The sequence below is a fragment of the Pseudomonas sp. SHLD1 genome, assembly GCF_028640935.1.
GTDB lineage: Bacteria > Pseudomonadota > Gammaproteobacteria > Pseudomonadales > Pseudomonadaceae > Chryseomonas > Chryseomonas aestiva.
Genome location: NZ_JAQZAD010000013.1, coordinates 681,620 through 706,760, shown reverse-complemented (window position 1 = coordinate 706,760; position 25,141 = coordinate 681,620). Strand labels below are relative to the sequence as shown.

The 25,141-nt window shown below is 65.9% G+C and carries 21 protein-coding genes and 1 pseudogene; 15 read left to right on the top strand and 7 right to left on the bottom strand.

Going from position 1 to position 25,141, the window contains the following annotated elements:
* Positions 1-15: 15 nt before the first annotated feature.
* Entirely contained in the window at positions 16-267 is a 252-nt protein-coding gene (locus PVZ77_RS08640; RefSeq protein WP_443218038.1) for a DUF1127 domain-containing protein, read from the bottom strand.
* 101 nt (positions 268-368) lie between these two features.
* Between PVZ77_RS08640 and PVZ77_RS08635 the strand changes: the two genes are divergently transcribed.
* Positions 369-1,220, top strand: a complete 852-nt coding sequence (locus PVZ77_RS08635; protein WP_273807180.1) for a LysR substrate-binding domain-containing protein — start codon at positions 369-371, stop codon at positions 1,218-1,220.
* Here the strand turns inward: PVZ77_RS08635 and PVZ77_RS08630 are convergent, their stop codons facing one another.
* The 3 genes and pseudogenes from PVZ77_RS08630 to earP all read right to left on the bottom strand — a co-directional run.
* Entirely contained in the window at positions 1,221-1,961 is a 741-nt protein-coding gene (locus PVZ77_RS08630; protein ID WP_273807512.1) for a sulfite exporter TauE/SafE family protein, read from the bottom strand. It lies immediately after the preceding gene.
* A 121-nt stretch (positions 1,962-2,082) separates the two neighbouring features.
* The gene (efp, locus tag PVZ77_RS08625; RefSeq protein ID WP_166655901.1) at positions 2,083-2,649 is read right to left on the bottom strand and encodes an elongation factor P; all 567 of its coding nucleotides are present in this window, start codon (positions 2,647-2,649) and stop codon (positions 2,083-2,085) included.
* A 48-nt stretch (positions 2,650-2,697) separates the two neighbouring features.
* A pseudogene (gene earP, locus PVZ77_RS08620) lies at positions 2,698-3,825 on the bottom strand (elongation factor P maturation arginine rhamnosyltransferase EarP); the annotation flags it as partial.
* A gap of 138 nt (positions 3,826-3,963) precedes the next feature.
* Between earP and PVZ77_RS08615 the strand changes: the two are divergent.
* A complete protein-coding gene (locus PVZ77_RS08615; protein ID WP_273807179.1) occupies positions 3,964-4,665 on the top strand; it encodes an endonuclease I family protein in 702 nt (233 codons plus the stop codon).
* A gap of 27 nt (positions 4,666-4,692) precedes the next feature.
* On the opposite strand, the gene PVZ77_RS08610 is transcribed toward PVZ77_RS08615, so the two are convergent.
* The 3 genes from PVZ77_RS08610 to PVZ77_RS08600 all read right to left on the bottom strand — a co-directional run bounded on the left by PVZ77_RS08610 (position 4,693) and on the right by PVZ77_RS08600 (position 7,409).
* Positions 4,693-5,304, bottom strand: coding sequence for a tRNA-(ms[2]io[6]A)-hydroxylase (locus PVZ77_RS08610; RefSeq protein ID WP_273807511.1), 612 nt, complete (start codon positions 5,302-5,304; stop codon positions 4,693-4,695).
* A 73-nt stretch (positions 5,305-5,377) separates the two neighbouring features.
* A complete protein-coding gene (locus PVZ77_RS08605; RefSeq protein ID WP_273807178.1) occupies positions 5,378-5,854 on the bottom strand; it encodes a DUF1289 domain-containing protein in 477 nt (158 codons plus the stop codon).
* Between the two features lie 109 nt (positions 5,855-5,963).
* Complete coding sequence (locus PVZ77_RS08600) at positions 5,964-7,409, bottom strand: NCS1 family nucleobase:cation symporter-1 (protein WP_273807177.1); 1,446 nt, start codon at positions 7,407-7,409, stop codon at positions 5,964-5,966.
* 298 nt (positions 7,410-7,707) lie between these two features.
* Here PVZ77_RS08600 and PVZ77_RS08595 point away from each other — a divergent pair, with 298 nt between their 5' ends.
* The 13 genes from PVZ77_RS08595 to PVZ77_RS08535 all read left to right on the top strand — a co-directional run bounded on the left by PVZ77_RS08595 (position 7,708) and on the right by PVZ77_RS08535 (position 24,840).
* Entirely contained in the window at positions 7,708-8,412 is a 705-nt protein-coding gene (locus PVZ77_RS08595; protein ID WP_273807176.1) for a GntR family transcriptional regulator, read from the top strand.
* Positions 8,413-8,420: 8 nt separating this feature from the next.
* A complete protein-coding gene (locus tag PVZ77_RS08590; protein ID WP_273807175.1) occupies positions 8,421-9,152 on the top strand; it encodes an aspartate/glutamate racemase family protein in 732 nt (243 codons plus the stop codon).
* A 353-nt stretch (positions 9,153-9,505) separates the two neighbouring features.
* Entirely contained in the window at positions 9,506-12,106 is a 2,601-nt protein-coding gene (gene acnB / locus PVZ77_RS08585) for a bifunctional aconitate hydratase 2/2-methylisocitrate dehydratase (protein WP_273807174.1), read from the top strand.
* 334 nt (positions 12,107-12,440) lie between these two features.
* Positions 12,441-15,146 (top strand): AAA domain-containing protein, encoded by a 2,706-nt coding sequence (locus PVZ77_RS08580; RefSeq protein ID WP_273807173.1) that lies wholly within the window; start codon positions 12,441-12,443, stop codon positions 15,144-15,146.
* 108 nt (positions 15,147-15,254) lie between these two features.
* Entirely contained in the window at positions 15,255-15,410 is a 156-nt protein-coding gene (locus PVZ77_RS08575; RefSeq protein WP_273807172.1) for a hypothetical protein, read from the top strand.
* Positions 15,411-15,510: 100 nt separating this feature from the next.
* Entirely contained in the window at positions 15,511-16,587 is a 1,077-nt protein-coding gene (locus PVZ77_RS08570) for an endo-1,4-beta-xylanase (protein ID WP_273807171.1), read from the top strand.
* Between the two features lie 128 nt (positions 16,588-16,715).
* Positions 16,716-16,934: a hypothetical protein gene (locus tag PVZ77_RS08565; protein WP_158897040.1), complete on the top strand. Its 219-nt coding sequence runs from the start codon at positions 16,716-16,718 to the stop codon at positions 16,932-16,934.
* A gap of 142 nt (positions 16,935-17,076) precedes the next feature.
* Positions 17,077-17,166 carry a potassium-transporting ATPase subunit F gene (locus PVZ77_RS08560; RefSeq protein ID WP_017640468.1) on the top strand — a complete coding sequence of 30 codons (90 nt, stop codon included), beginning with the start codon at positions 17,077-17,079 and terminating at the stop codon, positions 17,164-17,166.
* Positions 17,167-17,175: 9 nt separating this feature from the next.
* Complete coding sequence (gene kdpA / locus PVZ77_RS08555; RefSeq protein WP_273807170.1) at positions 17,176-18,873, top strand: potassium-transporting ATPase subunit KdpA; 1,698 nt, start codon at positions 17,176-17,178, stop codon at positions 18,871-18,873.
* A gap of 1 nt (position 18,874) precedes the next feature.
* Positions 18,875-20,905, top strand: coding sequence for a potassium-transporting ATPase subunit KdpB (gene kdpB, locus PVZ77_RS08550; RefSeq protein WP_273807169.1), 2,031 nt, complete (start codon positions 18,875-18,877; stop codon positions 20,903-20,905).
* A 10-nt stretch (positions 20,906-20,915) separates the two neighbouring features.
* Complete coding sequence (kdpC, locus tag PVZ77_RS08545) at positions 20,916-21,467, top strand: potassium-transporting ATPase subunit KdpC (RefSeq protein WP_273807168.1); 552 nt, start codon at positions 20,916-20,918, stop codon at positions 21,465-21,467.
* Positions 21,464-24,088: a sensor histidine kinase gene (locus PVZ77_RS08540; RefSeq protein ID WP_273807167.1), complete on the top strand. Its 2,625-nt coding sequence runs from the start codon at positions 21,464-21,466 to the stop codon at positions 24,086-24,088. The genes kdpC and PVZ77_RS08540 overlap by 4 nt, the downstream gene beginning before the upstream one ends.
* 62 nt (positions 24,089-24,150) lie before the next feature.
* Complete coding sequence (locus PVZ77_RS08535; protein WP_273807166.1) at positions 24,151-24,840, top strand: response regulator; 690 nt, start codon at positions 24,151-24,153, stop codon at positions 24,838-24,840.
* Positions 24,841-25,141: the final 301 nt, after the last annotated feature.

Sequence of the window (25,141 nt, the reverse complement as noted above, 5' to 3'; positions counted from 1 at the left end):
AAATGATCTTCCACCCTAGCAGGATCGGCGGCGGCCCTCCTCTGCGGGTTGCTGCCAGAACGGCTTGTCGGCTTCCTGCCAGGCATCGGCGCGACTCAGACCGAGGTCGTGCAGCGCGCCCTCATCCAGTCGATAGAGGGCCCGGCGCTGGCGGGAAAGCTCCAGCGCCCGGCGCAACCAGACCCAGACCCGCCACAGACGGAAGATGACGCCCGGAACACCCGGGGTACGCGCGGACGAATCTCGGTGAGCCATGAGCTGAGCCATGGTGAATCTCCTTCTCCAGGGGGTATGGCTCAAGTCTGGAAGCTGACATAACATCAATCCAACGAATCTTTCTGATGCGATCCATTCGCCTGGTTGATACCATGACGTACCCGAGCATAGAGACCGATCTGTTGCGCACCTTCGTCGCCATCGCCGATCAGGGTGGCTTCACCCGTGCGGCCGAGGTGGTCAATCGCACCCAGTCGGCGGTGAGCATGCAGATGCGCAAACTCGAAGAGGACGTGCTGCAGCGGCGGCTGTTCGAACGGGAGGGCCGCCAGGTGCGCCTGACGGCAGAGGGTCAGATCCTGCTGGGCTTCGCCCGGCGGATCCTCAAGCTGCATGGCGAGGTGATGACCACCCTGCGCGAACCGCACATGGTGGGTACGGTGCGTATCGGCACCCCCGACGACTACGTCATGAGGTTCATTCCCGGCATCCTGGCCGGCTTCGCCAAGGCCTATCCGCTGGTGCAGGTGGACGTCCATTGCGAAACCACCGCCGGCCTGCTGCAACGCCAGGACCTGGACCTGACCATCGTCACCCGTGAACCGGGCAACGAGATCGGCCTGCCGCTGCGTCGCGAGCGCTTCATCTGGGCCGAGGCGCCGGGTTTCGATATCCACCAGCGCGATCCGCTGCCGCTGGCGATGTTCAACACCTCGTGCTTTCTCAGCGAATGGGCGCGCCGGGCACTGGACAATCGCGGACGCGGCTACCGCCTGGCCTACAGCAGCCCGAGCCTTGCCGCCCTGCTCGGCATCGTCAAGGCCGGCCTGGCGGTCACTGCGCAACTGGAAAGCCTGCTGCCGAGCGAGCTGCGCCGACTGGGAGAAGCCGATGGCATGCCGGACCTGCCGGCCTGCTCCATCGAACTGCTGCGCAATCCGCGCAGCGCCTCGCCGATCATCGACACCCTCGCCGAGCATATCGCCGAAGGCTTTCGGCAGTAGTCAGCGCAACGCCAGCAGCACCGCACACAGCAGCAGGAAGCTGCAGAACAGCAGACGCAGCAGCCGCTCGGGCAACTGGTGCGCCAACTTCACGCCCCAGCTCACGCTGAGTAGTCCACCCAGGGCGAGCGGAATACCCACGCTCCAGTCGACTTCCCCGTGCCAGGCATAGCTGGCCAGGGTGACGCCAGTGGTCGGCAGCGCCATGGCCAGGGACATGCCCTGGGCGGCCACCTGGGTCATGCCCATCACCCCGGCGAGAATGGGGGTGGCGATCACCGCACCACCGACGCCAAACAGCCCGCCGACCAGCCCAGCCACCAGCCCCAGCACCCCGAGCCCCAGACGACTCGGCGTCGTCAGCGGCGGCTGGCCACGGCGATAGAGTTGCCAGAGGTTGTAGAGCACCAGCACGAGCAGGAAGCCGACGAAGCCGTGGCGCATGGAGCGGGCGTCCAGGGACACCGCCAGCGCCGTACCCGCCAGGGCCGAGAGCATGCCGGCGGCGGCCAGCAGTCCGGCGCGCTGCCAGTCGATGCGATTGCGCTGGTTGTACTTGTAGACCGACAGCAGCACGTTGGGCACCACCATCACCAGAGCGGTGCCCTGGGCCAGTTGCTGGTCGAGGCCGAACAACAGGGCCAGCACCGGAATGGCGATCAAGCCACCGCCGATGCCGAACAACCCACCTACCACACCCAGCACCGCCCCGAGGGCGATATCGATCAAGAGCTGAGACAGCAATTCCACGGCGCACTACCCAGAAGCGAACGGATTCGGAAACCGCTGTCCGGCGTACCGCCAGCGGAGCGCCAGACAGCAAAAAGCCCGGCAAGCCGGGCTTTCTATCGAGACGCCAGGTTTAGACCTTGGCGCGCGACTTGTACTCGTTGGTACGGGTGTCGATCTCGATGTGGTCACCGATGTCGCAGAACTCGGAGACCTTCAGCTCGTAGCCGTTGTTCAGGCGAGCGGTCTTCATGACCTTGCCCGAGGTGTCGCCGCGAACGGCCGGCTCGGTGTAGGAGATCTGGCGCACGATGGTGGTGGGCAGTTCGATGGAGATGACGCGGTCGTTGTAGAACACCGCTTCGCAGACGTCGGTCATGCCGTCTTCGATGAAGGCGATGGCATCACCCAGGTCGTCCTTCTCGACTTCGTACTGGTTGTAGTCGTTGTCGACGAACACGTACAGGGGATCGGCGAAGTAGGAATAGGTCACTTCCTTGCGATCCAGAATCACCGGCTCGAGCTTGTCGTCGGCGCGGAAGACGGTCTCGGTCGCGCTGCCGGAGAGCAGGCTCTTCAGCTTCATCTTGACCACTGCAGCGTTACGGCCGGACTTGTTGTATTCAGCTTTCTGGATGACCCAGGGAGCGTTGTCGATCATGGCCACTTGGCCGGCACGGAACTCTTGTGCGGTTTTCATGCGGTTATCCGTATGGATGGAAGAACGGGATTTCGAGGCGCCATATGATAGCCAATCTGTGTGGAAATGCACCAGGCTGGCGGCAAGATCGCCATGAGAAGCCATCCGATCGCTCCAATCACGCGCCAGCAGACTCCAGTCTTCCACCTGCGCCTCCAGCGCCGACCAGGCGGCCGCCAGGTCCCCGCGACCGTTCCAGGCCAGCCAGAGGGCGCTGACCGCGGCAGCCAGCGCCGGCGGGCCGGACGCGACATAGCGCGCCAGGAAGGCCTCGAGCTTGACGAAATGGGCGTCCTCTTCCTGCGGATAGATGTGCCAGACGAAGGGATGCGCCGCCCATTGCGCACGGACGAAGGAGTCCTCGCCACGGATGGCGTTGAAGTCGCAGCACCACAGCAGCCGGTCGTACTCCTGCTGGGAGACGAAGGGCAGCACCTGCACCCGCAGGGCGCCGCGGCTATGACTGTCGCCGGCCTTGAGCCAGTCGACGCCGAGCCAGGCGGCGACGTTGGCCAGCACCCTGCCCTCCGGCACCAGCAGGCAGGTGGGCTGGGTACCCGCACCGAGGGCATCGAGCCAGTCGATCAGCGCCGGGTTCTCGTAGGCGAACAGCGAGAACAGCCGCTCCCCGGGCTGGCGCCGAACGCCCAGCCCAGCGAGAAAGTCGTCCTGGGCCGCGGCAGCCCGGAGGAAGCCGTCACGCTGCGCGAGCAGGTCGTGCTCGCGCAGCAACCCGCCCACCTTGGCGGTAAAGCCGGGAAAGAAGAAGTACTTGTTCAGCCCGGTGGGCTGCAGCGACGGCAGGGCGTGACAGCCTTCGATCCACTCCTCGGCGCTCAGGTATTCCAGGTTGAGCCAGAGCGGGCGCTCGGCGCGACGCGCCATGGCGGTGACGAAGCCTTCCGGCAACTGACAGGCGAAGGCTTCCACCACCACGTCGCCGGGCTCGGCCGCCGTCCAGTCGGCGTGCCAAAGACGCACCTCGACGCCGCGGTGCCATTGCTGCTCGGCCTTGCCATCGACGCCTGGCTGGATCCGCGCCAGGGGATAGAGGTCGTCGATCCAGAGACGGACCTGCTGCCCATGCTCGGCGGCCAGCTGATGGGCCAGACGCCAGGTGATACCCGCGTCGCCATAGTTGTCCACCACCGTGCAGAAGATGTCCCAGGCTGCCATGCCATACCTCTAAGTCATTGATATCGAATCGTGTTCCGCCTGATTGGCGGGTGGACGCGGGACGGCTTCCAGTGAACCCAGTCACACCGCGACCAAGAGCGGGTCGGTAGTATCCGCGCTTTTTCGGACGGATTCTCCATGTCGTTGCACCCTGCCCTGCTGTTCTGCCTGAGCCTGGCTTCCCTGAGCGCCCTGGCGACGCCCCAGCCGTCCCAGCCGCCGCGTACCTTCGGCGAAGCCAAGGTGGTGGCGGCCAAGGTCTACGCCAAGCAAGGCGTGGACTTCTATTGCGGCTGCCACTACAGCGGCAAGACCGTGGACCTCAAGAGTTGTGGCTACGTCCCGCGCAAGAGCGCCCAGCGCGCCAGCCGCATCGAATGGGAACACATCGTCCCCGCCTGGGTGATCGGCCACCAGCGCCAGTGCTGGCAGAAAGGCGGTCGCAAGAACTGCACGGCCAACGATCCGGTGTACCAGAAGGCCGAGGCCGACCTCTTCAACCTGGTACCGGTGGTCGGCGAGGTCAATGGCGACCGCAGCAACTTCGCCTTCGGCTGGCTGCCGCAGAAGCCCAGCCAGTATGGCGCCTGCCAGATGGTGGTGGACTTCAAGGCCAAGACCGCCATGCCCCGCCCGGAAATCCGCGGCATGGTCGCCCGTACCTACTTCTACATGAGCGATCGCTACGACCTGCGCCTGTCCAAGCAGGATCGCCAGCTCTACACCGCCTGGACCAAGCAGTATCCGCCGGAGGCCTGGGAGCGTCAGCGCAACCAGCGCCTGGCCTGCATCATGGGTCGCGGCAATCCCTATGTCGGCGAGACCAAGGCCTGCAAGTAAGGCGGTGCAGAGCCAGGTCAAAAACCCTCAGGCGGCGAAGGGGATGCCGCTGTGGAATCTCAGCTCGCGATCACCGGAGGTGATCAACTCCACTTCCAGGGCGCGGACCTCGGCGATCTTGGCGTCGACGTCGTCGCGCTCGCCATAGAGATAGGCGAGCTTGAGATAGTCCTGGAAATGCCGCGCCTCGGAGGCCAGCAGGCCGCTGTAGAACTTGCCCAGCTCCGCGTCCAGGTGGGGCGCCACGGCACCGAAGCGCTCGCAGGAGCGACATTCGATGAAGGCACCGATCACCAGGCTGTCGGTCAGCTTCAGCGGCTCATGGTTGCGGCAGAGCTTGCGCAAGGCGCCGGCATAACGGGCCGAACTGACGTTGCGGTGCTCGATACCCCGGCGCTTCATGATCTGCAGCACCTGCTCGAAATGGCGCAGCTCTTCACGGGCGATGCGCGACATCTTCCAGGACAGCTCGGCGCGATTGGAATAGGTGAACAGATAGTGGAAGGCGGCGCCGGCGGCCTTCTTCTCGTTATTGGCGTGGTCCTGCAGCAGCGTCGGCAGGTCCTGCAGCGCGGCCTCGACCCAGGCATCCGGCGTACGGCAACCGAGGAATTCGTTCATCTCGGGCAAGGACATCAGCGTGCTCCCGTGCAAAAGCCGCGCATTATAGAGAAAGGCAGGCGCCTGGGCAGCGCCGCCTGCCTGCTGGCGCTCAGACGCGGCTGTCGATGCCTTCGAGCAGGAAGCGCGGGGCGATGTAGCGGTCGTAGTGGGCTTCGGAGAGCAGGAAGAATTCCCGGTCGATGGCGTCGCGCAACTCGGCCAGGGGGCGATCGCGAAACTCCGGCAGCAGGCGCAGCCCATAGGCATCCAGTTGCTGGATGTGGCGCGCACCCCGGGCCAGCAACTGATAGGCCCAGCAATACTCCGACTGATCGGGCCGGAAGCGGATGCTGCGTTGCTGCAACTGCTGGCGCAACAGCACCGGATCGAAGACATCGACCTTGGCCGACACCACCTGCACCAGCAGCAGCTCCAGGCGCGCCCAGACGGCGCGCCGCTCCTCTTCGCCGTAGAGATTCCAGTTCACCACCTCGTGGTGGAATCTCTTGCAGCCACGACAGACGTGGTCGCCGAACATCGTCGAGCACAGGCCGACACAGGGCGTCTTGATGACAGGAGCGGGCATGGGCGGCAGGCCTTGGAGCAAAACGCCTAGTCTAGCCGGAAACGTCAACGACCGGCGCGGGTGGCCCGCGCCGGTCGTACGGAATCCCATCCTGATCACAGGACGCGGATCACACCGCGGCGACACCCCGGCTCGCCACCGGGCTGGCGCTGCGACGGCTCAACCCGTAGAAGAACAGTCCACCGAGGAAGCAGCCGGTGAACCAGGCGAAGTTGGCGATCGGCTTGAACCAGGGCACGAAGGTGAAGCACAACCCGATCAGCGCCGCAGCGACCAGCGCCTGCACCGCCACCCAGTTGACGCCGCCGCTGTACCAGTAGGCGCCATTCGGGGTGTCGTCGAACAGCGCATCGACCTCGATCCGGCCCTTGCGCAGCAGGTAGTAGTCCACCAGCAGGATGCCGAACAGCGGGCCGATGCAGGCAGCCAGGACGTCCAGGGTGTAGTGGATCACCTCGGGGTTGTTGAACAGGTTCCAGGGGGTGAGGAAGATCGAGGCCACCGCGGCGATCATGCCGCCCGCACGCCAGCTGATCTTGCTGGGCGCCACGTTGGCGAAGTCGAAGGCCGGCGAAACGAAGTTGGCGACGATGTTGATACCGATGGTGGCGGTGACGAAGGTGAAGGCGCCGAGCAGCACCGCGGTGGTGTTGTCGATGCGGGCCACGGTGGCGATGGGATCGTGGATCATCTCGCCGAACACCGGGAGGGTGCCGGACACGATCACCACGGTGACCAGGGAGAACGCCAGGAAGTTGATCGGCAGGCCCCAGAAATTCCCGCGACGCACATCCTGCATGGAGCGGCAGTAGCGGCTGAAGTCACCGAAGTTGAGCGTGGGCCCGGAGAAATAGGACACCACCAGGGCGATGGCGACGATCACCTGGCCGAAGGCGGCCCAGCCGGTCAGCTGCTTTTCCGCCAGGGTGAAGCTGATGTTGCTCCAGCCGGCGCGCCAGACGATCCAGGCGGCGAGCAGGAACATCACCGCATAGACGGCGGGACCGGCCCAGTCAATGAAGCGGCGGATGGATTCCATACCCGCCCAGAAGACGCAGGCCTGGAGGAACCAGAGGGTGAGGAAGCCGCCCCAGCCGAGATAGGACAGGCCCAGGAAGCTGCTGTCGCCATAGATCGCCAGCGCGGGAAAGAAACGCAGCACCACGATGACCAGGGCGCTGGAGGCCAGATAGGTCTGGATGCCGTACCAGGCCACCGCGATCAGGCCGCGGATCACCGCCGGGATGTTTGCGCCGAAGACGCCGAAGGCCAGGCGACAGATCACCGGATAGGGTACGCCAGCCTGCTGGCTGGGCCGGGCGACCAGATTGGCGATCGCCTGAACGATACAGATCCCTACCAGCAGGGCGATCAGCACCTGCCAGCTGGCCAGGCCCAGGGCGAACAGGCTGGCGGCGAAGACATAGCCGCCGACGCTGTGCACGTCGCTCATCCAGAAGGCGAAGATGTTGTACCAATTCCACTTCTGCTCGACCGGGCCGAGGTCTTCGTTGTACAGACGTGGGCTGTAGCCCGGGGGAATCTGCTGGTTCATGGATCGCCTCCTCCGTGGTGGCCGGCACCTGCATACGGCGCCTGCCTTGTTTTGTATACAATCCCTTCAGGCAGAGTCCGTGCCAGGTGCTCCAAGATGGCCTTAACTTGCTGGTTCCATAGGGAATTTCCAGAAAACGAGGCGCTAACGCAGAGGCCGGGGCGTTACCGGGGATGCACTTCCCTGGGGCGTTAGGTGGCAACGAGGCGCTACCTTGGCGCACAAAGCCTGGAACATTCACGCATCGTCAGCGCTCCTGACTTTGTATACAATTCAGGCAAATCGCCGGAGTCAGCCCATGAGTGCATTACCCGCGTCACTCGCCGTTGCCGCCTCCCCCCGGGACGAGCGGATCTACCAGGACATCCTTGAAGCCATCGTCGAGCATCGCCTGGCGCCAGGCACCCGGCTGCCGGAAGACACCCTGGCGGAGACCTTCGGCATCAGTCGCACGGGCATCCGCAAGGTGCTGCAGCGACTGGCGCTGGAACGCCTGGTGACCCTGCGCGCCAATCGCGGCGCCCAGGTTGCCCAGCCCAGCGCCAAGGAAGCCCAGGACATCCTCGCCGCGCGCCAGCTGATCGAACCGGCGCTGATGCCGCTGGTGGCCGCGCGCATCGACGGCGCCCAGCTGGCATCCCTGCGCCAGCTCTGCCTCGAGGAGCACGAGGCCCAGCATGGCGGGCGCCACAGCCTGGCGATCCAGCTGTCCGCGCGCTTTCACGTCGAACTCGCCGCACTGGCCGACAACCAGGTGCTGACCGAACAGGTCGCCCAATTGGCCAGCCGCTCTTCGCTACTGATCGCCATCTACGGCTCGCGGCACAGCCTGGGCTGCGATTGCGGCCAGCACGAAGACCTGCTGGACCTGCTCGCCCGGGGCGAGGGTGCGGCCGCCGGCGACTGGATGGCGCGCCACCTGCGCCTGATCCGCGAATCCCTCCGCATCGACCGGCCCACGGCCGCCGAGCCCGATTTCCGCAGCATCTTCAAACGCAGTTGAGGCTCCTCATGCAGATCCAGGTCATCAATCCCAATACCAGTGCCGGCATGACCGCCAAGATCGGTCGCGCGGCCCAGGCCATCGCCCGTCCGGGCACCACCATCCTCGCCAGCAATCCCGAAGCCGGCCCCGTGTCCATCGAAAGTCACTACGACGAGGCGGTGGCCGCGGTCGGCGTGATCGAAGAGATGCGCAAGGGCGTCGAGGCGGGCTGCGCGGCCCATGTCATCGCCTGCTTTGGCGATCCGGGCCTGCTCGCGGCGCGGGAAATGGCCAGGGGCCCGGTGCTGGGCATCGCCGAGGCCGGCTTCCATCTGGCCAGCCTGCTGGCCACCCGTTTCGCCGTGGTGACCACCCTCACCCGCACCCGCATCATCGCCGAGCACCTGCTGCAGCGGTACGGCTTCGCCGAACTGTGCACCTCGGTACGCTGCATCGACCTGCCGGTGCTGGCCCTGGAGGCCGCCGACGACAGCCTGATCGAGCTGATCGCCGCCGAGGGTCGCCGCGCCCGCGACGAGGAAGGCGCCGGTGCCATCGTGCTCGGCTGTGGCGGCATGGCCGATCTGCGCGAGGCCCTGAGCGAGGCCATCGGCATCCCGGTGATCGAAGGCGTCAGCGCCGCGGTCAAGCTGGCCGAGTCACTGGTGGACCTGGGACTGGGCACCAGCAAGCACGGCGACCTGGCCTACCCCATCGCCAAGCCCTTCAGTGGACGCTTCGCCCATCTGGGCCGCTAGCCTGCCGCCCGGGGTCCAACGACCCGCAGCAGAGATGCGACAACGCAGCGCTTAACTTCGCCCGAGGCTTGGCGTAGAATTAGGCAGCCTTATAGGCGCAATGTCCGATACGAAGCTGTTTTCAAAGCGTCACGAGCAAAGTATCCGGTGATCCGGCAGCGGCGGCCTCATCAACCGCCCTGCTGCCGATCAGCTCCTCAGCAGCCGGCGTAAAACTTTGAAAACAGCTTCCGGCGGAATGCGTCCGGCGCGACGGCGGTCCTGCCCGCAGCCTCCCCCGTCATACCCTGCCGGATACATTCCGGGGCGCCAGCCCCCGGACGCAATATTGGACCACTGATGAGGGTCAACCTGTGCTTGAAGCCTATCGTAACCACGTAGAAGAGCGTGCCGCCCAGGGCATCGTGCCCCAGCCGCTGAACGCCGAGCAAACGGCCGGTCTGGTCGAACTGCTGAAGAATCCCCCGGCCGGCGAAGAAGAATTTCTCGTCGACCTCATTACCAACCGCGTACCGCCGGGCGTCGACGAAGCCGCCTACGTGAAGGCCGGTTTCCTCTCCGCGGTCGCCAAGGGCGAAACCCAGTCCCCGCTGATCTCCCGCCAGCGCGCCACCGAACTGCTGGGCACCATGCAGGGCGGCTACAACATCGCCACCCTGGTCGAGCTGCTGGATGACGCCGCACTGGGCGCCGTGGCCGCCGAACAACTCAAGCACACCCTGCTGATGTTCGACGCCTTCCACGACGTGGCCGAAAAGGCCAAGGGCGGCAATGCCCACGCCAAGGCCGTCATGCAGTCCTGGGCCGAAGGCGAGTGGTACCGGAAGCGTCCGGAAATCGCCGAGAAGTACACCCTGACCGTGTTCAAGGTGCCGGGCGAAACCAACACCGACGACCTCTCCCCCGCCCCCGACGCCTGGTCGCGCCCGGACATCCCGCTGCACGCCCTGGCCATGCTGAAGATGGCTCGCGACGGCATCGTGCCCGAGCAGCAAGGCAGCATCGGTCCGCTGAAGCAGATCGAGGAAGTGCGCGCCAAGGGCTTCCCGGTCGCCTACGTCGGTGACGTGGTCGGCACCGGTTCTTCCCGCAAGTCCGCCACCAACTCGGTGCTGTGGTTCTTCGGCGACGACATCCCCTACGTGCCGAACAAGCGCGCCGGTGGTTTCTGCTTCGGCTCCAAGATCGCCCCGATCTTCTACAACACCATGGAAGACGCCGGCGCCCTGCCGATCGAGTTCGACGTGTCGGAGCTGGAAATGGGCGACGTCATCGACGTCTATCCCAAGGCCGGCAAGGTCACCCGCCATGGCAGCGACGAGGTGCTCGCCACCTTCGAACTCAAGACCCCCGTGCTGCTGGACGAAGTCCGCGCCGGCGGCCGTATCCCGCTGATCGTCGGCCGTGGCCTGACCGAGAAGGCGCGCGCCGAACTGGGCATGGGTCCGACCGACCTGTTCAACAAGCCGGACCAGCCGGCCGAGAGCAGCAAGGGCTACACCCTGGCGCAGAAGATGGTCGGCAAGGCCTGCGGCGTCGAGGGCGTACGTCCCGGCACCTACTGCGAGCCGAAGATGACCACCGTCGGCTCCCAGGACACCACCGGTCCGATGACCCGTGACGAACTGAAGGACCTGGCCTGCCTGGGCTTCTCCGCCGACCTCGTGATGCAGTCCTTCTGCCACACCGCGGCCTATCCCAAGCCCATCGACGTCAAGACCCACCACACCCTGCCGGATTTCATCCGCACCCGTGGCGGTGTCTCCCTGCGTCCGGGCGACGGCATCATCCACAGCTGGCTGAACCGCATGCTGCTGCCCGACACCGTCGGCACCGGTGGCGATTCCCACACCCGCTTCCCGATCGGCATCTCCTTCCCGGCCGGTTCCGGTCTGGTGGCCTTCGCCGCTGCCACCGGCGTCATGCCGCTGGACATGCCGGAGTCGGTGTTGGTGCGCTTCAAGGGCAAGATGCAGCCCGGGATCACCCTGCGTGACCTGGTGCATGCCATCCCCTACTACGCCATCCAGAAGGGTCTGCTGACCGTCGAGAAGAAGGGCAAGAAGAACATCTTCTCCGGCCGTATCCTCGAGATCGAAGGCCTGGAGGACCTGACCGTGGAGCAGGCGTTCGAGCTGTCCGATGCCTCCGCCGAGCGTTCCGCAGCCGGTTGCACCATCAAGCTGTCGCCCGAGTCCATCACCGAGTACCTGCAGTCCAACATCACCCTGCTGCGCTGGATGATCGAGGAAGGCTACGGTGACCCGCGCACCCTGGAGCGCCGTGCGCGCGCCATGGAAGCCTGGATCGCCAACCCGGAACTGCTCGCCGCCGATGCCGACGCCGAATACAGCGAAGTCATCGAGATCGACCTGGCCGAGGTCAACGAGCCGGTGCTGTGCGCCCCGAACGATCCGGACGACGCCCGCCTGCTGTCCCAGGTGGCCGGCGACAAGATCGACGAGGTGTTCATCGGTTCCTGCATGACCAACATCGGTCACTTCCGCGCCGCCGGTAAGCTGCTGGACAAGGTCAAGGGTTCGATCCCGACCCGTCTGTGGCTGTCGCCGCCGACCAAGATGGACCAGCACCAGCTGACCGAGGAAGGCTACTACGGTATCTACGGCAAGGCCGGCGCGCGCATGGAAATGCCGGGCTGCTCGCTGTGCATGGGCAACCAGGCCCGCGTGGCCGCCAACGCCACCGTGGTCTCCACCTCCACCCGCAACTTCCCCAACCGCCTGGGCGACGGCGCCAACGTCTACCTGGCGTCGGCGGAGCTGGCAGCGGTGGCCTCGATCCTGGGCAAGCTGCCCACCGTCGAGGAGTACATGGAATACGCGAAGAGCATCGACAGCATGGCCGCGGACGTCTACCGCTACCTGAGCTTCGATCAGATCGCCGAATTCCGTGAAAGCGCGGAAAAAGCCCGTATCGCCGCCGTCGAAGTCTGACGCCAGCGTTCGGTACAGAAAAACCGCCCCTCGGGGCGGTTTTTTTATTTCAGGACTAAGAGGACAACTCCGGTACTCACATCGCTGAACTAGCGCCGCTCTGTACGAAAAGTCCGAGCGCGTGGAGGCGAGGCAAAGGGCTATGAACGCTCTGATGAAGCGAAGAGGTTAATTGTTTTGTCTCCGCGCAAGCCGGGCAAAAACATCGGATTCACGAACGTCTATCAACCAGGGAAAAGACACAGGCAATATAAGGCTCTCATTGGAGCAATGACGGGCTTCGACCGTTCGGGTGACGACGCGGCGAAGATCGTGCGCGCAGAGAAAGAGACGCATGGTATCGATCCAGGTGGATGGCGAAGACAAGACCGCACAGATCAGCGACTGGGCGATCTACTGGTGCGACAAGTCCGCAGCCCTGCAACTTAGGTGTCATTTCCCATCAAAGAAAAGCTATACGCGTCCGCTAAGTTGTTGCCGTGTTTCTCCCACCCGCGAAGTGGGCGGGAGCCTGCTGACCAAGCCCGGCAGCAAAATCGTCACGCCCATCGCCAAGGCGACGATCTACGGCGAGCGGTATGCCGTCGTGCACTATCCGGAGGCCGCCAAACCTTATGTCTTTAAAATGGATGGCATCGGCTTTGCGACACCGACAGCGCTGAAGAACACGCCGGTCTTCCGCTATTTCACTACCGTGGCCAATGCCCGACAGGAGAGTGCGCGCTCGGACGACGACCGTGTTATCTACGCCAATGTCGTGCGTCAACTAGGAAAACTACCCGCCAGTGCCGACACGGCCTTGCAGGCCTACTGCACAGGGCGCAATGGCGTGCTGGTGTCAGGCCAGGGGCTGATCTTTCCGTTCGGACTGAACGAGAGCCAGCTCGCGGCGGTGGAGCAGGCATTCCGCGCGCAGGTCAGCGTAATCGAGGGTCCGCCAGGAACGGGCAAGACCCAAACCATTCTCAACATCCTCGCCAATATCCTGCTGCGTGGACAGACGGTGGCGGTGCTGTCCAACAACAATGCGGCGGTGGAAAACGTCTACGAGAAACTGGAGAAATGTGGCCTGGGTCATTTGATCGCCAAGCTCGGCAATCAGGACAACCGCGAGGCTTTTTTCGCCAATCTGCCGCCGTGGCCAACCGGCGAACTTGAGCCCGCGCCGACGCTGGAGGAGATCCAGGCCCTACTGGCCCGCTTGAAGCAGTATCTGCACGATCACAACCGGGCAGCGCAATTGCAGGTCGAACTTGACGAGCTGGCCATCGAGCGGCGCTATCTGCAGCAGTGGCAGGTAGACAACAGTGTGCAATCCGCCGCCCCGCCGGCGTGGCACGGGCTGAGTCCACGCATGACTACAGATCTGATGGCCTATCTGGCTCATCTCGGCGAGCAGCGTCTACGCCTCAAAGACCGCGTCGAGCTGCTGTTCAACTTTCGAATCCTACGCACAAAGCCGATCGCCGAGGACAATGCAAGACTAGCCGTGTTTCATGGCTTGCAGATGCACTATTACGAGAAGGCGCTGCAGAATAAAGCTACAGAGTTGCAGGCATGCCGCGAATCTCTGGCACGAGGCAATTTCACCGCCTTGCTGGATGAACTAAAAACCTCGTCGATGCGCCATCTGAAGCAACATCTGCAAAGTCTGCCTCGGCCATCGAATAGCTTCGATGCCAAGACCTACCGAAAACAGTTCGATGCCTTCTTGAAGCGCTTCCCGATCCTGGGCAGCGGTACGCACTCTATTGTCAATTCGATCGCGACAGGGGCCATCCTAGACTACGTGATCATCGACGAGGCCTCGCTGCAAGACATCGTGCCAGGCATCTTGCCGCTGGGCTGCGCGAAGAACTTGATCGTCGTCGGCGACAACCGCCAGTTGGCGCACATTCCGGTGAAACTGGGCCTGCCAGCACCGAACGAAGCCTACGATTGCGAGCGCTACAGCCTGCTCGATTCGTGCATCAAGGTGTTCAAGGAGACTCTGCCCAGGACCCTGCTGAAAGAGCACTACCGCTGCCACCCTAGGATCATCCAATTCTGCAACCAGCAGTTCTACGACAACGCGCTGGTGCCGATGACCGAGGACAAAGGAGAGGCACCGCTGCGCCTTGTAGTGACCGCCAAGGGCAATCATGCCCGCCAGAACACCAATCTGCGGGAACTGGACTCCTTGCTCAAGGTGCTCGACGACGAGGGCAAGCCCATTGATATAGACGACGGACGTGGTTTCATTGCGCCGTTCCGGGCCCAGGTCAAACTTTCTGGCACGCGCCTGCCGGCGGATTTCGTCAAGGACACCGTGCACAAGTTCCAGGGCCGCGAGTGCGACGAGATTGTCTTCTCCACCGTCCTGGACCAGAAGCGCTACAACCAAGAGCGAAAACGGCTGGAGTTCGTCGATGACCCGCGCATGATCAACGTAGCGGTGTCGCGTGCTAAGCATCGCTTCACCCTGGTCACGGGCGACGCGGTATTTGCCGGCCACAACGGGCATATCGCGGCCTTGATGCGCTACCTCGCCTATTACGCACAGGACGCACAGATCGTGCGGGCGCCAGTGGTGTCGGCCTTCGACCTGCTGTACCGCGAATACGACCAATCTCTGGCGCGCTTGAACGCACGCTTGCGACCCGAGGATTCGCGTTACAAGTCCGAGCAGATCGCGGCACAGTTGCTGCGCGAAGCCCTAGCTACTCCGGCGTACCACGCCTTGATGGTCCACGACCAAGTCAAACTCGATCAGGTCGCCGTACCGAGCAACCCGGACCTGACAGAGCACGAGCGAGCTTTCATGGCGCGTGCCAGTTGCGATTTCGTCATCTATTTCCGCGTGGGTAAGATCCCGGTAGGGGTGATCGAGGTCGACGGCGGCTCCCATGACCGGCCCGATCAAGCAGCGCGAGATGCGCTAAAGAACGGCATCCTGGCCAAGAGCGGCATCTCTATCCTGCGCCTGCGCACCGTCGAGAGTCGCATCGAAGAGCGGATCGCCGAGTTCATCGCTCAATGGGCAGCCTTAAGCACCAGTTAACCCAAGCGCCCTTACCCTCGGCTCTCCATCACACCCGAGGTACCTACGATGAAACGTCTTGCTGCCCTATCCCTTACCGCTCTGCTGCTCGCTGTCAGCCAAACAAGCATGGCGGCTGGTTGTATCAAGGGCGCCGTGGTCGGCGGGGTGGCCGGGCATGTGGCCGGGCACCATGCCATCGCGGGTGCGGTAGCCGGTTGCGTGATTGGCCATCACCTGGCGGAAAAGGCCAAGCAGGAAGATCACCCGCACCATTTCCTCTGAAGTCAGTAGCCTGCACGCCTGACAGGATGCGGAACGCGGCGCCAGTCACGCTGCGAGGCCATGCTAGAGTCTCGCGCACACCCTCCAGGGAATGTCGAAGATGCCGCGCCCACTCATTGCGATGCTGCTGTCTGTCGGACTCTGGAGCGCTGGTGCTGAGCTGCTGGCTGCAGACCAGGCCCCGGCCACTCGCTCCCTGGCCGCCGCCTATGCCGGGCGCCTGAAGATAGGCGCCGCCATCGAACCCGATCAGCTCGCTGGGCCCGATGGCGTGCTGTTGGCGCAGCAATTCAGCAGCCTGGTGGCCGAGAACACTATGAAGCCGATGCGTATACATCCGCAGGAAGACCACTACGACTTCGGACCGGCCGATGCCATCGTCGCCTTCGCCGAGCAACACGGCCTGGCGGTGCGCGGCCATACCCTGCTCTGGGGCAGCCACACCCCGGACTGGTTCTGGCAGGGTGCCAAGGGTCAGCCAGCCACCCGGGAGCAGGTGCTGCAGCGCCTGAAGCAGCATATCGCCACGGTGGTCGGCCACTACCGCGGACGGGTCTATGCCTGGGATGTGGTCAACGAGGCCATAGACCCCGACCAGCCTAGTTGCCTGCGTGACGATCGCTGGCTGCAGGTGGTCGGTCCGGACTATCTGGCCGTGGCCTTTCGCGCCGCCCATGCCGCCGATCCCCAGGCGCGGCTGTTCATCAACGACTTCAACACCCAGGAACCGGCCAAGCGCGACTGCCTGGCGCGGGTGGTGAAGGCCCTGCTGGCAGAGGGCGTGCCGGTGCAGGGCATCGGCCACCAGACCCATATCAGCATCTACTGGCCATCCCTGGCGGCCATCGATCAGTCGCTCGGCACCTTCGCCCGCCTCGGACTGGAAAACCAGCTCACCGAGCTGGACAGGAGCCTCTATCAGCATCACGACTACCAGCCGCAGCAGCCACTGGCGCAGCGCCTGAACCTGCAGGCCGAGCGCTATCGCGACCTCATGGCCCTGGTGCTGGCCCATCCCGAGGTCACCGCGGTGACCTGGTGGGGCGTGGCCGATGATCACAGCTGGCTGAACCACGAGCCCGGGGCGCCCGGGGACGACCAGCCGCTGCTGTTCGATCGCCAGCAGCGGCCGAAACCGGCTTTCTGGGCCGTGCTGCACCAGGCGCCGCACCAGTAGCCTGTCGTCCGGGCTGGCTCTGGCCTGCGGCCTGTCCAGGGAAGATTTGCACAAGGCGGCGAACCCCCGGAGCCTTGCCGGGTCAATTGTTACAGGACATTACTTCGCACCCACGAGAGGTCGCCACCATGAAGCTCCTGCCTACCCTTGCCCTGTCTGTTCTGCTGCTCGGCGCCAGCCAAGCCACCTTCGCCGCCGGTTGCGTCAAGGGCGCCGTGGTCGGCGGCGCCGCGGGCCATGTCGCCGGCGGTCACGGCGTTGCCGGTGCCGCCGCGGGCTGCGCCATCGGTCACCACGAGGCCAACAAGAAGGCCAAGGAAGAACAGCAGGCCGCGCCCAAGCAATAATCCCCAGGCCTCGTCCGCACTGGCGGGCGAGGCCGATTTAACGCTTTCTTTACGCCCCGCCACCGCTCCCCGCCTCGCTTCTTTACGCCCCTCCTCCCGACAATTTCTCCACGCGGCAACGGCCGTCTATGGAGAACTCGTGATGACCCCCTGGAATCTTCTGGCCCTGCTCCTGGCACTGGGTCTGTTCGTCTATCTGCTGGCGGCGCTGCTACGCGCCGGCCGGTCCTAGGGAGGCGGCATGGACAGCCAAGCCGCGTTCCTGATCCTGGCCTTCCTGGCCATGACCTTTCTTCCCGCGCCCTTCCTGGGGCGCTACTTCTACCGTGCGCTGGAAGGCGAACGGACCTGGCTGACCTTTGTCGGCGGGCCCCTGGAGCGCCTGACCCTCAAGGCGGTGGGCACCGATGGCCGCGGCCAGGACTGGCGCACCTATGCCATCGCCCTGGTACTGTTCAATGGGCTGGGCATCGGGCTGCTGTTCGCCATCCTCGTGCTGCAGGGCAGTCTGCCGCTCAATCCGCAGCAGCTGCCCGGCCTGGAATGGACCCTGGCGCTGAACACCGCCATCAGTTTCGTCACCAACACCAACTGGCAGGCCTACGGCGGCGAAGCCTCGCTGAGCTATTTCAGCCAGATGGTCGGCCTGGGCGTGCAGAATTTCGTCAGCGCCGCGGTGGGCGTGGCCGTGCTTGCCGCCCTGGCCCGCGGCATCACCCGCCGCAGCGCCCGGGAAATCGGCAACTTCTGGGCCGACCTGTTCCGCGCGACCTTCTATGTGCTGCTGCCGCTGTGCGTGCCCCTGGCACTGCTGCTGATCTGGCAGGGCGTGCCCCAGACCTTCGCGAGCTATGTCGATGCCACCACCCTGCAGGGCGCGACCCAGACCCTGCCGCTGGGTCCGGCTGCCAGCCAGATCGCCATCAAGCAGCTGGGCACCAACGGAGGCGGCTTCTTTGGCGTCAACTCGGCGCACCCCTTCGAGAACCCCACGGCGCTGAGCGATCTGCTGGAGCTGTCGGCCATCCTCATGATTCCGGCGGCCCTGGTGTTCAGCTTCGGCCACTACGTCAAGGATCGACGGCAGAGCTGGGCGATCTTCGCCGCCATGTTCGGCCTGCTGGTGATCGGAGGCGCTGTCGCCATCGGTGCCCAGAACCACGCCAACCCCGCGCTGGCCGGCCTGGCGATCACCCAGGGGGCTTCCCTGGAAGGTCTGGAGACCCGCTTCGGCGGTACCGCGTCGGCCCTCTGGGCGACGGTCACCACGGCCGCGTCCAACGGTTCGGTGAACGCCATGCATGACAGCCTGGCGCCGCTGACCGGCCTGGTCGCGCTGTTCAACATGATGCTCGGCGAGGTGATCTTCGGCGGCGTCGGCGCCGGCCTCTACGGCATGCTGCTCAATGTGCTGATCGCCGTCTTCATCGCCGGCCTGATGGTGGGCCGCACCCCGGAATACCTGGGCAAGAAGCTGGAGGCCCCCGAGGTGCGGCTGCTGGTGGCGACCCTGCTGGTCATGCCGCTGGGCGTGCTGGTGCTGGGCGCCATCGCCGCCAGCGTCCCGGCTGGCGTCGCCGGGATCGCCGCCACGGGTCCCCATGGCTTCAGCCAGCTGCTCTATGCCTATACCTCGGCCACGGCCAACAACGGCTCGGCCTTCGGCGGCTTCAGCGCCAATACGCCCTTCCACAACCTGATGCTCAGCCTGGCTCTGCTGATCGGTCGCTTCGGCTACATCCTGCCGGTCCTGGCCATCGCCGGGAGCCTGGCCGCCAAGCGCCCCGTGCCGCTCGGCCCCAACAGCTTCCCCACCCACGGCCCGCTGTTCGTCACCCTGCTGGTGATCACCCTGCTGCTGGTGGGTGGCCTGACCTTCCTGCCGACGCTCGCCCTGGGGCCGATCGCCGACCATCTGCAACTGTTCGGAGTCCGCTGAAATGGATGCCCAGACCCACACCCTGCCCACTCCTACCCCTGGCACCCTGTGGCGCCAGGCGCTGCGGCAGGCCTTCGTCAAGCTCGACCCGCGCCAGCAGGTCCGCTCGCCTGTGATGTTCGTGGTGGAGATCACCGCGCTGTTCTCCACCCTGCTGTGCCTGGCGCCCAGCAATGGCGTGAGCACCGGGGTGGCGGTGCAGATCACCCTCTGGCTGTGGTTCACCCTACTGTTCGCCAACTTCGCCGAAGCCCTCGCCGAGGGGCGAGGCAAGGCACGCGCCGACAGTCTCAAGGGCATCGGCCAGAACCTTGCCGCGCGCCTGGAGGAAAACGGCGAGCACCGCATGGTGCCGGCCAGCTCGCTGCGCAAGGGCCAGATCGTGCGGGTGGAAGCCGGCGAGCTGATCCCCGGTGACGGCGAGATCATCGAGGGCGTGGCCGCGGTCAACGAGGCGGCCATCACCGGTGAGTCGGCGCCGGTGATCCGCGAATCCGGCGGCGATCGCTCGGCCGTCACCGGCAACACCCGGGTGGTGTCGGACTGGATCCGGGTGCGCATCACCGCCAACCCCGGCGAATCGACCCTGGACCGCATGATCGCCCTGGTGGAAGGCGCCAAGCGCCAGAAGACCCCCAACGAGGTCGCCCTGGACATCCTGCTGATCGGCCTGACGCTGATCTTCCTGCTGGTGGTGGTGACCCTGCAGCCCTTCGCCGCCCTGGCCGGTGGCGAGCTGCCGCTGCTGTTCCTGGTGGCGCTGCTGGTGACCCTGATCCCCACCACCATCGGCGGCCTGCTCTCGGCCATCGGCATCGCCGGCATGGATCGCCTGGTGCGGCTGAACGTGATCGCCACCTCGGGGCGCGCCGTGGAAGCCGCCGGTGACGTCCATACCCTGCTGCTGGACAAAACCGGCACCATCACCTTCGGCAACCGCCGCTGCAGCGCCCTGTACGCGGCCCAGGGCATTACCCCCAAGGCCCTGGCCGAGGGCGCCCTCTATGCCTCCCTGGCCGACGAAACCCCGGAAGGCCGCTCGGTGGTGGAATACCTGCGCAACCTGCACCCGCTGCAGGAGCCGCCGCGCGCCCAGGTCACGCCCATTCCCTTCAGCGCCGAGACGCGCCTGTCGGGCATCGACTGGCAGGGCCGCGCGTATCGCAAGGGTGCGGTGGATGCCGTGCTGATGTTTCTCGGCCAGACCCGCGCCGATCTGCCGGAGGTGCTGGCCCGGGAGATCGAAACCATCGCCAAGAGTGGCGGCACCCCGCTGCTGGTCTGCGGCGAAGGCCGGCTGCTGGGCGCCATCCACCTCAAGGACGTGGTCAAGCCGGGAATTCGCGAGCGCTTCGCCGAGCTGCGCACCCTGGGCATCCGCACCGTGATGGTGACCGGCGACAACCCCCTGACCGCCACCGCCATCGCCGCCGAGGCCGGGGTGGACGACGTCATCGCCGAAGCCACCCCGGAAAAGAAGCTGGAGCGCATCCGCAGCGAACAGGCCGAGGGCAAGCTGGTGGCCATGTGCGGCGACGGCGCCAACGACGCCCCGGCGCTGGCCCAGGCCGATGTGGGCATGGCGATGAACGACGGCACCCAGGCCGCCCGCGAGGCCGCCAATCTGGTCGACCTGGATTCGGACCCCACCAAGCTGCTCGACGTGGTGCAGGTGGGCAAGGAACTGCTGGTGACCCGTGGCGCCCTGACCACCTTTTCGGTGGCCAACGACGTGGCCAAGTACTTCGCCATCCTGCCCGCGCTGTTCGCCGGCATCTATCCGCAGCTCAACGTACTCAACGTGATGCACCTGGCCAGTCCGCAGAGCGCCATCCTCTCGGCCATCGTGTTCAACGCCCTGATCATCGTCGCGCTGATTCCCCTGGCGCTGCGCGGGGTCCGGGTCAAGGCCGCCAGCGCCGCCGCCCTGCTACGCCGCAACCTGCTGATCTATGGTCTGGGCGGTATCGTCGTGCCCTTCGTCGGCATCAAAGCTATCGACCTGGCGCTCGGCGCCCTGGGTCTGGTCTGAGGAGACCGCCATGCTCATGCAATTGCGTTCCGCCGTGTTGATGCTCCTGCTGCTCAGCGCCCTGACCGGGGGCGCCTACCCGCTGCTGGTGACGGTGCTCGGCCAGGTGCTGTTCGCCGACCAGGCCGGTGGCAGCCTGATCCAGCGCGCCGACGGCAGCGTCCTCGGCTCGCGCCTGATCGCCCAGAAATTCACCGGCCCCGAGTGGTTCCAGCCGCGCCCTTCGGCCGGCGACTACGCCACCGTCTCCAGCAGCGCCAGCAACCTGGCCCAATCGGCGCCGGGGCTGCGCGAACGGATCGAGAAGACGCTGCCCGACGTTCAGATGGCCGGCCAGGGCCCGGTGCCGCAGGAATTGGTGACCACCTCCGCCAGCGGCCTCGATCCGGACCTTACCCCGGCCGGCGCCCGCTATCAGATCGCCCGCGTCGCCGCCGCGCGCGGCCTGGCCGCGGAGCGTCTGGACGCCCTGGTGAGCGAGCAGACGCGCACCTCGCGCTTCGGCCCGGCAACGGTTAATGTCCTGCTTCTCAATCTGGCCCTCGCGGAACTGGCTCCATGACCGACAGCACCGGGCGCGCCGAGGCGCTGCTCGCCGAACACCGCGAAGGCCGCGGGCGCCTCAAGGTCTTCCTGGGGGCGGCGCCTGGCGTAGGCAAGACCTACGCCATGCTGCAGGCAGCCCAGACCGCGCTGCGCCAGGGCCGCCGGGTGCGCGCCGGGATCGTCGAAACCCATGGGCGGCGGGAAACCGCCGCCCTTCTCGCCGGCCTGCCGCAGCACCCGCTGCGGCGGGTCGAGCACCGCGGCCTCAAGCTCACCGAACTGGACCTGGAAGGCCTGCTGGCCGATCCGCCGGAACTGGTGCTGGTCGACGAACTGGCCCACAGCAACGCCCCCGGCAGTCGCCATGCCAAGCGCTGGCAGGACGTCGAAGACCTGCTCGCCGCCGGCATCCACGTCTACACCACGGTCAATGTCCAGCACCTGGAAAGCCTCAACGACGAGGTGCGCGACATCACCGGCGTCCAGGTGCGCGAGACGGTGCCGGACCAGGTGCTGCTCGATGCCGATGACCTGGTGCTCATCGACCTGCCGCCGCGAGAACTGCTGGAGCGGTTGCGCGAGGGCAAGGTCTATGTGCCCGAGCAGGCGCGCGCGGCCATCGATGCCTTTTTCAGCCAGACCAATCTGACCGCCCTGCGCGAACTGGCCATGCGCACCGCCGCTGCCCAGGTGGACTCGGCGCTCGCCCTGAGATATCGCCAGCAGGGCCAGGCCGCGCCACCGCTGCTGGGGCGCCTCATCGTCGGTGCCGGCACCGCGCCTTCGGCAGAGCGCCTGGTGCGCCATGCCAGCCGTCTCGCCGACCAGCGCCACCTGCCCTGGACCCTGGTCCACGTCGATACCGGCCGGCCGCTGGACGATACCGCCCGCGCCAACCTCCAGGCCAGCCAGCGGCTGGCCGAACGCCTGGGTGGCGAGGTGCTGACCCTGCGCGACAGCGATCCGGCCCGCGCCCTGGTCCGCCATGCCCGCGACCAGCGCGCCAGCGTGCTGCTGATCGGTCGCGGCCGTCCGCGCGGCTTCAGCCTGCGGCGCCGTCTGGCCAGTCGCCTGCTGCGCCTGGCCCAGGGGCTGGAGATCGCCATCCTCGATCTGGATCGCGACGCGCCGCCCGCCGCCCGGCCGCGCCGGGCGCTCAGGCCCGGTCCCTATGGCGCCGCCGTCCTGGCCACCGCCGTGGCCGCGGCCATCGCCGAGGGCCTGTCCGGGCTGCTGGAACTGCCCAATATCTCGCTGGTCTTTCTTGCGGCCGTCCTGCTGGTGGCGGTGCGCAGCAGCCGCGGCCCGGCGCTGTTCTGCGCCCTGCTGGGCTTTCTCGCCTATGATTTCCTGTTCATCCCGCCGGCCTTCTCGCTGACCATCAACCGCGAGCAGGACGTCCTCACCCTGGCCTTCTTCCTGCTGATGGCCCTGCTCACCGGTGACCTGGCCGCCCGCCAGCGTCGCCAGCTGCAGGCACTGCGCCGGACCCAGCGCGAGACCCTGGCGCTGCTGGACTTCACCCGCCAGCTGAGCGCCGCCAGCGATCGTCCGGCGGTGGTCAGCGTCACCCTCAAGCAACTGGGCGATGCGACTCGCCACATCTGCCTGCTGCTGCCGGAAAAGGCGGGGCAGCTGCTGACCCAGCCGGGCGATCTGCTCCTGGCCGACCACGAACGCATCGCCGCCGAATGGGCCTGGAAGCAGGAAAAGCCGGCCGGGTGCGGCACCGACACCCTGCCCTCCGGTGGCTGGTGGTGGTGGCCGCTGCTAGGCGAGGGTGGCAGCCTGGCCGTCCTCGGCGTACGGCGCGACGATGCCCAGCCGCTGGAGCACGCCGAGCGTCGCCAGCTGGCCAGTCTGGCGCAGCCGCTGGCCCAGGCCCTGGCGCGGGTACGCCTCAGCGAGGATCTGGAAGCCGCGCGCCTGCATGGCGAGACCGAACAGCTGCGCAGCGCCCTGCTCGCCTCGGTGTCCCATGACCTGCGCACGCCGCTAACGGTGATGCGCGGCTCCATCGATGCGCTGGCGACCCTGGGTGAAGCCATTCCCGCCAGCGATCGCCAGGAGTTGCTGGACGCCACCCGCCAGGAGGCCGAACGCCTCGATCGCTATATCCAGAATCTGCTCGACATGACCCGCCTGGGCCACGGCAGCCTGCAGCTGGCGCGGGACTGGGTCGATCCTGGCGACATCCTGGCCAGCGCCCTGCAACGCCTGCAGCCGCTAATGACCGGGTTGCGGGTAGCCACCCGGATCGAGCCGGGGCTGCCGCTGCTCTGGGTTCATCCGGCGCTGATCGAGCAGGCGCTGGTCAATGTGCTGGAGAACGCCATCCGCTTCTCCGCACCCGGCGGACGGCTGGAAATCAGCCTGCTGCGCCAGGACAATGAGCTGCAGATGGCCGTGGCCGATGAAGGCCCGGGCATTCCACCCGAGGACCGCACGCGGATCTTCGACATGTTCTATACCGCCGCGCGCGGCGATCGGGGTGGCCAGGGGACCGGTCTGGGGCTGGCGATCTGCCAGGGCATGGTCGGCGCCCATGGCGGACGGGTCAGCGTGGAAGACGGCCTCGACGGGCGCGGCACCACACTGCGTATGCACCTGCCATTGCCCGCCCCCCCGGCCGAATAAGGCCAGGCCACCCGGCAAGCGCTGCGGCTATGATGACGCCTTCTCGTGTGGAACCCGCTCAGATGCCCGCTCACGTCCTCGTCATCGACGATGAACCCCAGATCCGCAAATTCCTGCGCATCAGCTTGGCGGCCCAGGGCTACCAGGTCAGCGAAGCCGCCACCGGCGCCGAAGGCCTGGCCCAGGCGGCGCTGGGCCAGCCGGATCTGGTCATCCTCGACCTGGGCCTGCCCGATCGTGACGGTCAGGATGTGCTGGTCGACCTGCGCGAATGGTCCACGGTCCCGGTGCTGGTGCTGTCGGTGCGGGCGGACGAGCGCGAGAAGGTGCGCGCCCTGGATGCCGGCGCCAACGACTACGTGACCAAGCCCTTCGGTATCCAGGAATTCCTGGCCCGCAGTCGCGCCCTGCTGCGGCAGACCCCGACCACGGCGACCCAGCAGGCCGCGGCGCTGGAGGTTGGCAATCTGCGAGTGGACTTCGCCTATCGGCGGGTCACGCTGGGCGGCAGCGAAGTGGCCCTGACGCGCAAGGAATACGCCGTGCTGGCCGCCCTCGCCCACCATCCGGGACGAGTGGTGACCCAGCGGCAATTGCTGATCGATATCTGGGGGCCGACCCATGCGCAAGACAGTCATTATCTGCGCATCGTGGTTGGCCATCTTCGGCAGAAGTTGGCGGATGATCCGCTGGCGCCGCGCTATATCGTCACGGAACCCGGCGTGGGTTATCGCCTGCGCGTCGAAGGTTAGCCGTCCTGGGCTGAATGCCGCTCGCCCAGTGCGGAAATAAGCCAGCGTCCCCATCATGACCCCGTCCTTGACCATCAACATAAGTCCGGCTGGCGTTGGCCTCCCTTATGAACGCGCGGGGAATTAAAAGATATGATGAATGCAGTGGCAGCCGCGGTTAGAGATAGGCCAGAAAAACCATCGTCCCTGGTATGGGCTTGAATGTGGCGAGATTGCAGGATCCGCCAAGAGTGCAGCAGCGGGAAAAGGATTCCGGTCGATAGGTCTGCCTTGCGCAGCTACCGACCGAAATCCAGGCAAG

Coding starts and splice junctions, on each gene's coding strand:
- PVZ77_RS08640 (WP_443218038.1), bottom strand. CDS start 267: ATGGCTCAGCTCATGGCTCACCGAGATTCGTCCGCGCGTACCCCGGGT.
- PVZ77_RS08565 (WP_158897040.1), top strand. CDS start 16,716: ATGAAGCTCCTGCCTACCCTTGCCCTGTCTGTTCTGCTGCTCGGCGCC.
- kdpC (WP_273807168.1), top strand. CDS start 20,916: ATGCTCATGCAATTGCGTTCCGCCGTGTTGATGCTCCTGCTGCTCAGC.
- PVZ77_RS08605 (WP_273807178.1), bottom strand. CDS start 5,854: ATGCCCGCTCCTGTCATCAAGACGCCCTGTGTCGGCCTGTGCTCGACG.
- PVZ77_RS08560 (WP_017640468.1), top strand. CDS start 17,077: ATGACCCCCTGGAATCTTCTGGCCCTGCTCCTGGCACTGGGTCTGTTC.
- PVZ77_RS08535 (WP_273807166.1), top strand. CDS start 24,151: ATGCCCGCTCACGTCCTCGTCATCGACGATGAACCCCAGATCCGCAAA.
- PVZ77_RS08615 (WP_273807179.1), top strand. CDS start 3,964: ATGTCGTTGCACCCTGCCCTGCTGTTCTGCCTGAGCCTGGCTTCCCTG.
- PVZ77_RS08570 (WP_273807171.1), top strand. CDS start 15,511: ATGCCGCGCCCACTCATTGCGATGCTGCTGTCTGTCGGACTCTGGAGC.
- PVZ77_RS08635 (WP_273807180.1), top strand. CDS start 369: ATGACGTACCCGAGCATAGAGACCGATCTGTTGCGCACCTTCGTCGCC.
- PVZ77_RS08590 (WP_273807175.1), top strand. CDS start 8,421: ATGCAGATCCAGGTCATCAATCCCAATACCAGTGCCGGCATGACCGCC.
- kdpA (WP_273807170.1), top strand. CDS start 17,176: ATGGACAGCCAAGCCGCGTTCCTGATCCTGGCCTTCCTGGCCATGACC.
- PVZ77_RS08575 (WP_273807172.1), top strand. CDS start 15,255: ATGGCGGCTGGTTGTATCAAGGGCGCCGTGGTCGGCGGGGTGGCCGGG.
- PVZ77_RS08580 (WP_273807173.1), top strand. CDS start 12,441: ATGGTATCGATCCAGGTGGATGGCGAAGACAAGACCGCACAGATCAGC.
- PVZ77_RS08540 (WP_273807167.1), top strand. CDS start 21,464: ATGACCGACAGCACCGGGCGCGCCGAGGCGCTGCTCGCCGAACACCGC.
- efp (WP_166655901.1), bottom strand. CDS start 2,649: ATGAAAACCGCACAAGAGTTCCGTGCCGGCCAAGTGGCCATGATCGAC.
- PVZ77_RS08595 (WP_273807176.1), top strand. CDS start 7,708: ATGAGTGCATTACCCGCGTCACTCGCCGTTGCCGCCTCCCCCCGGGAC.
- PVZ77_RS08600 (WP_273807177.1), bottom strand. CDS start 7,409: ATGAACCAGCAGATTCCCCCGGGCTACAGCCCACGTCTGTACAACGAA.
- kdpB (WP_273807169.1), top strand. CDS start 18,875: ATGGATGCCCAGACCCACACCCTGCCCACTCCTACCCCTGGCACCCTG.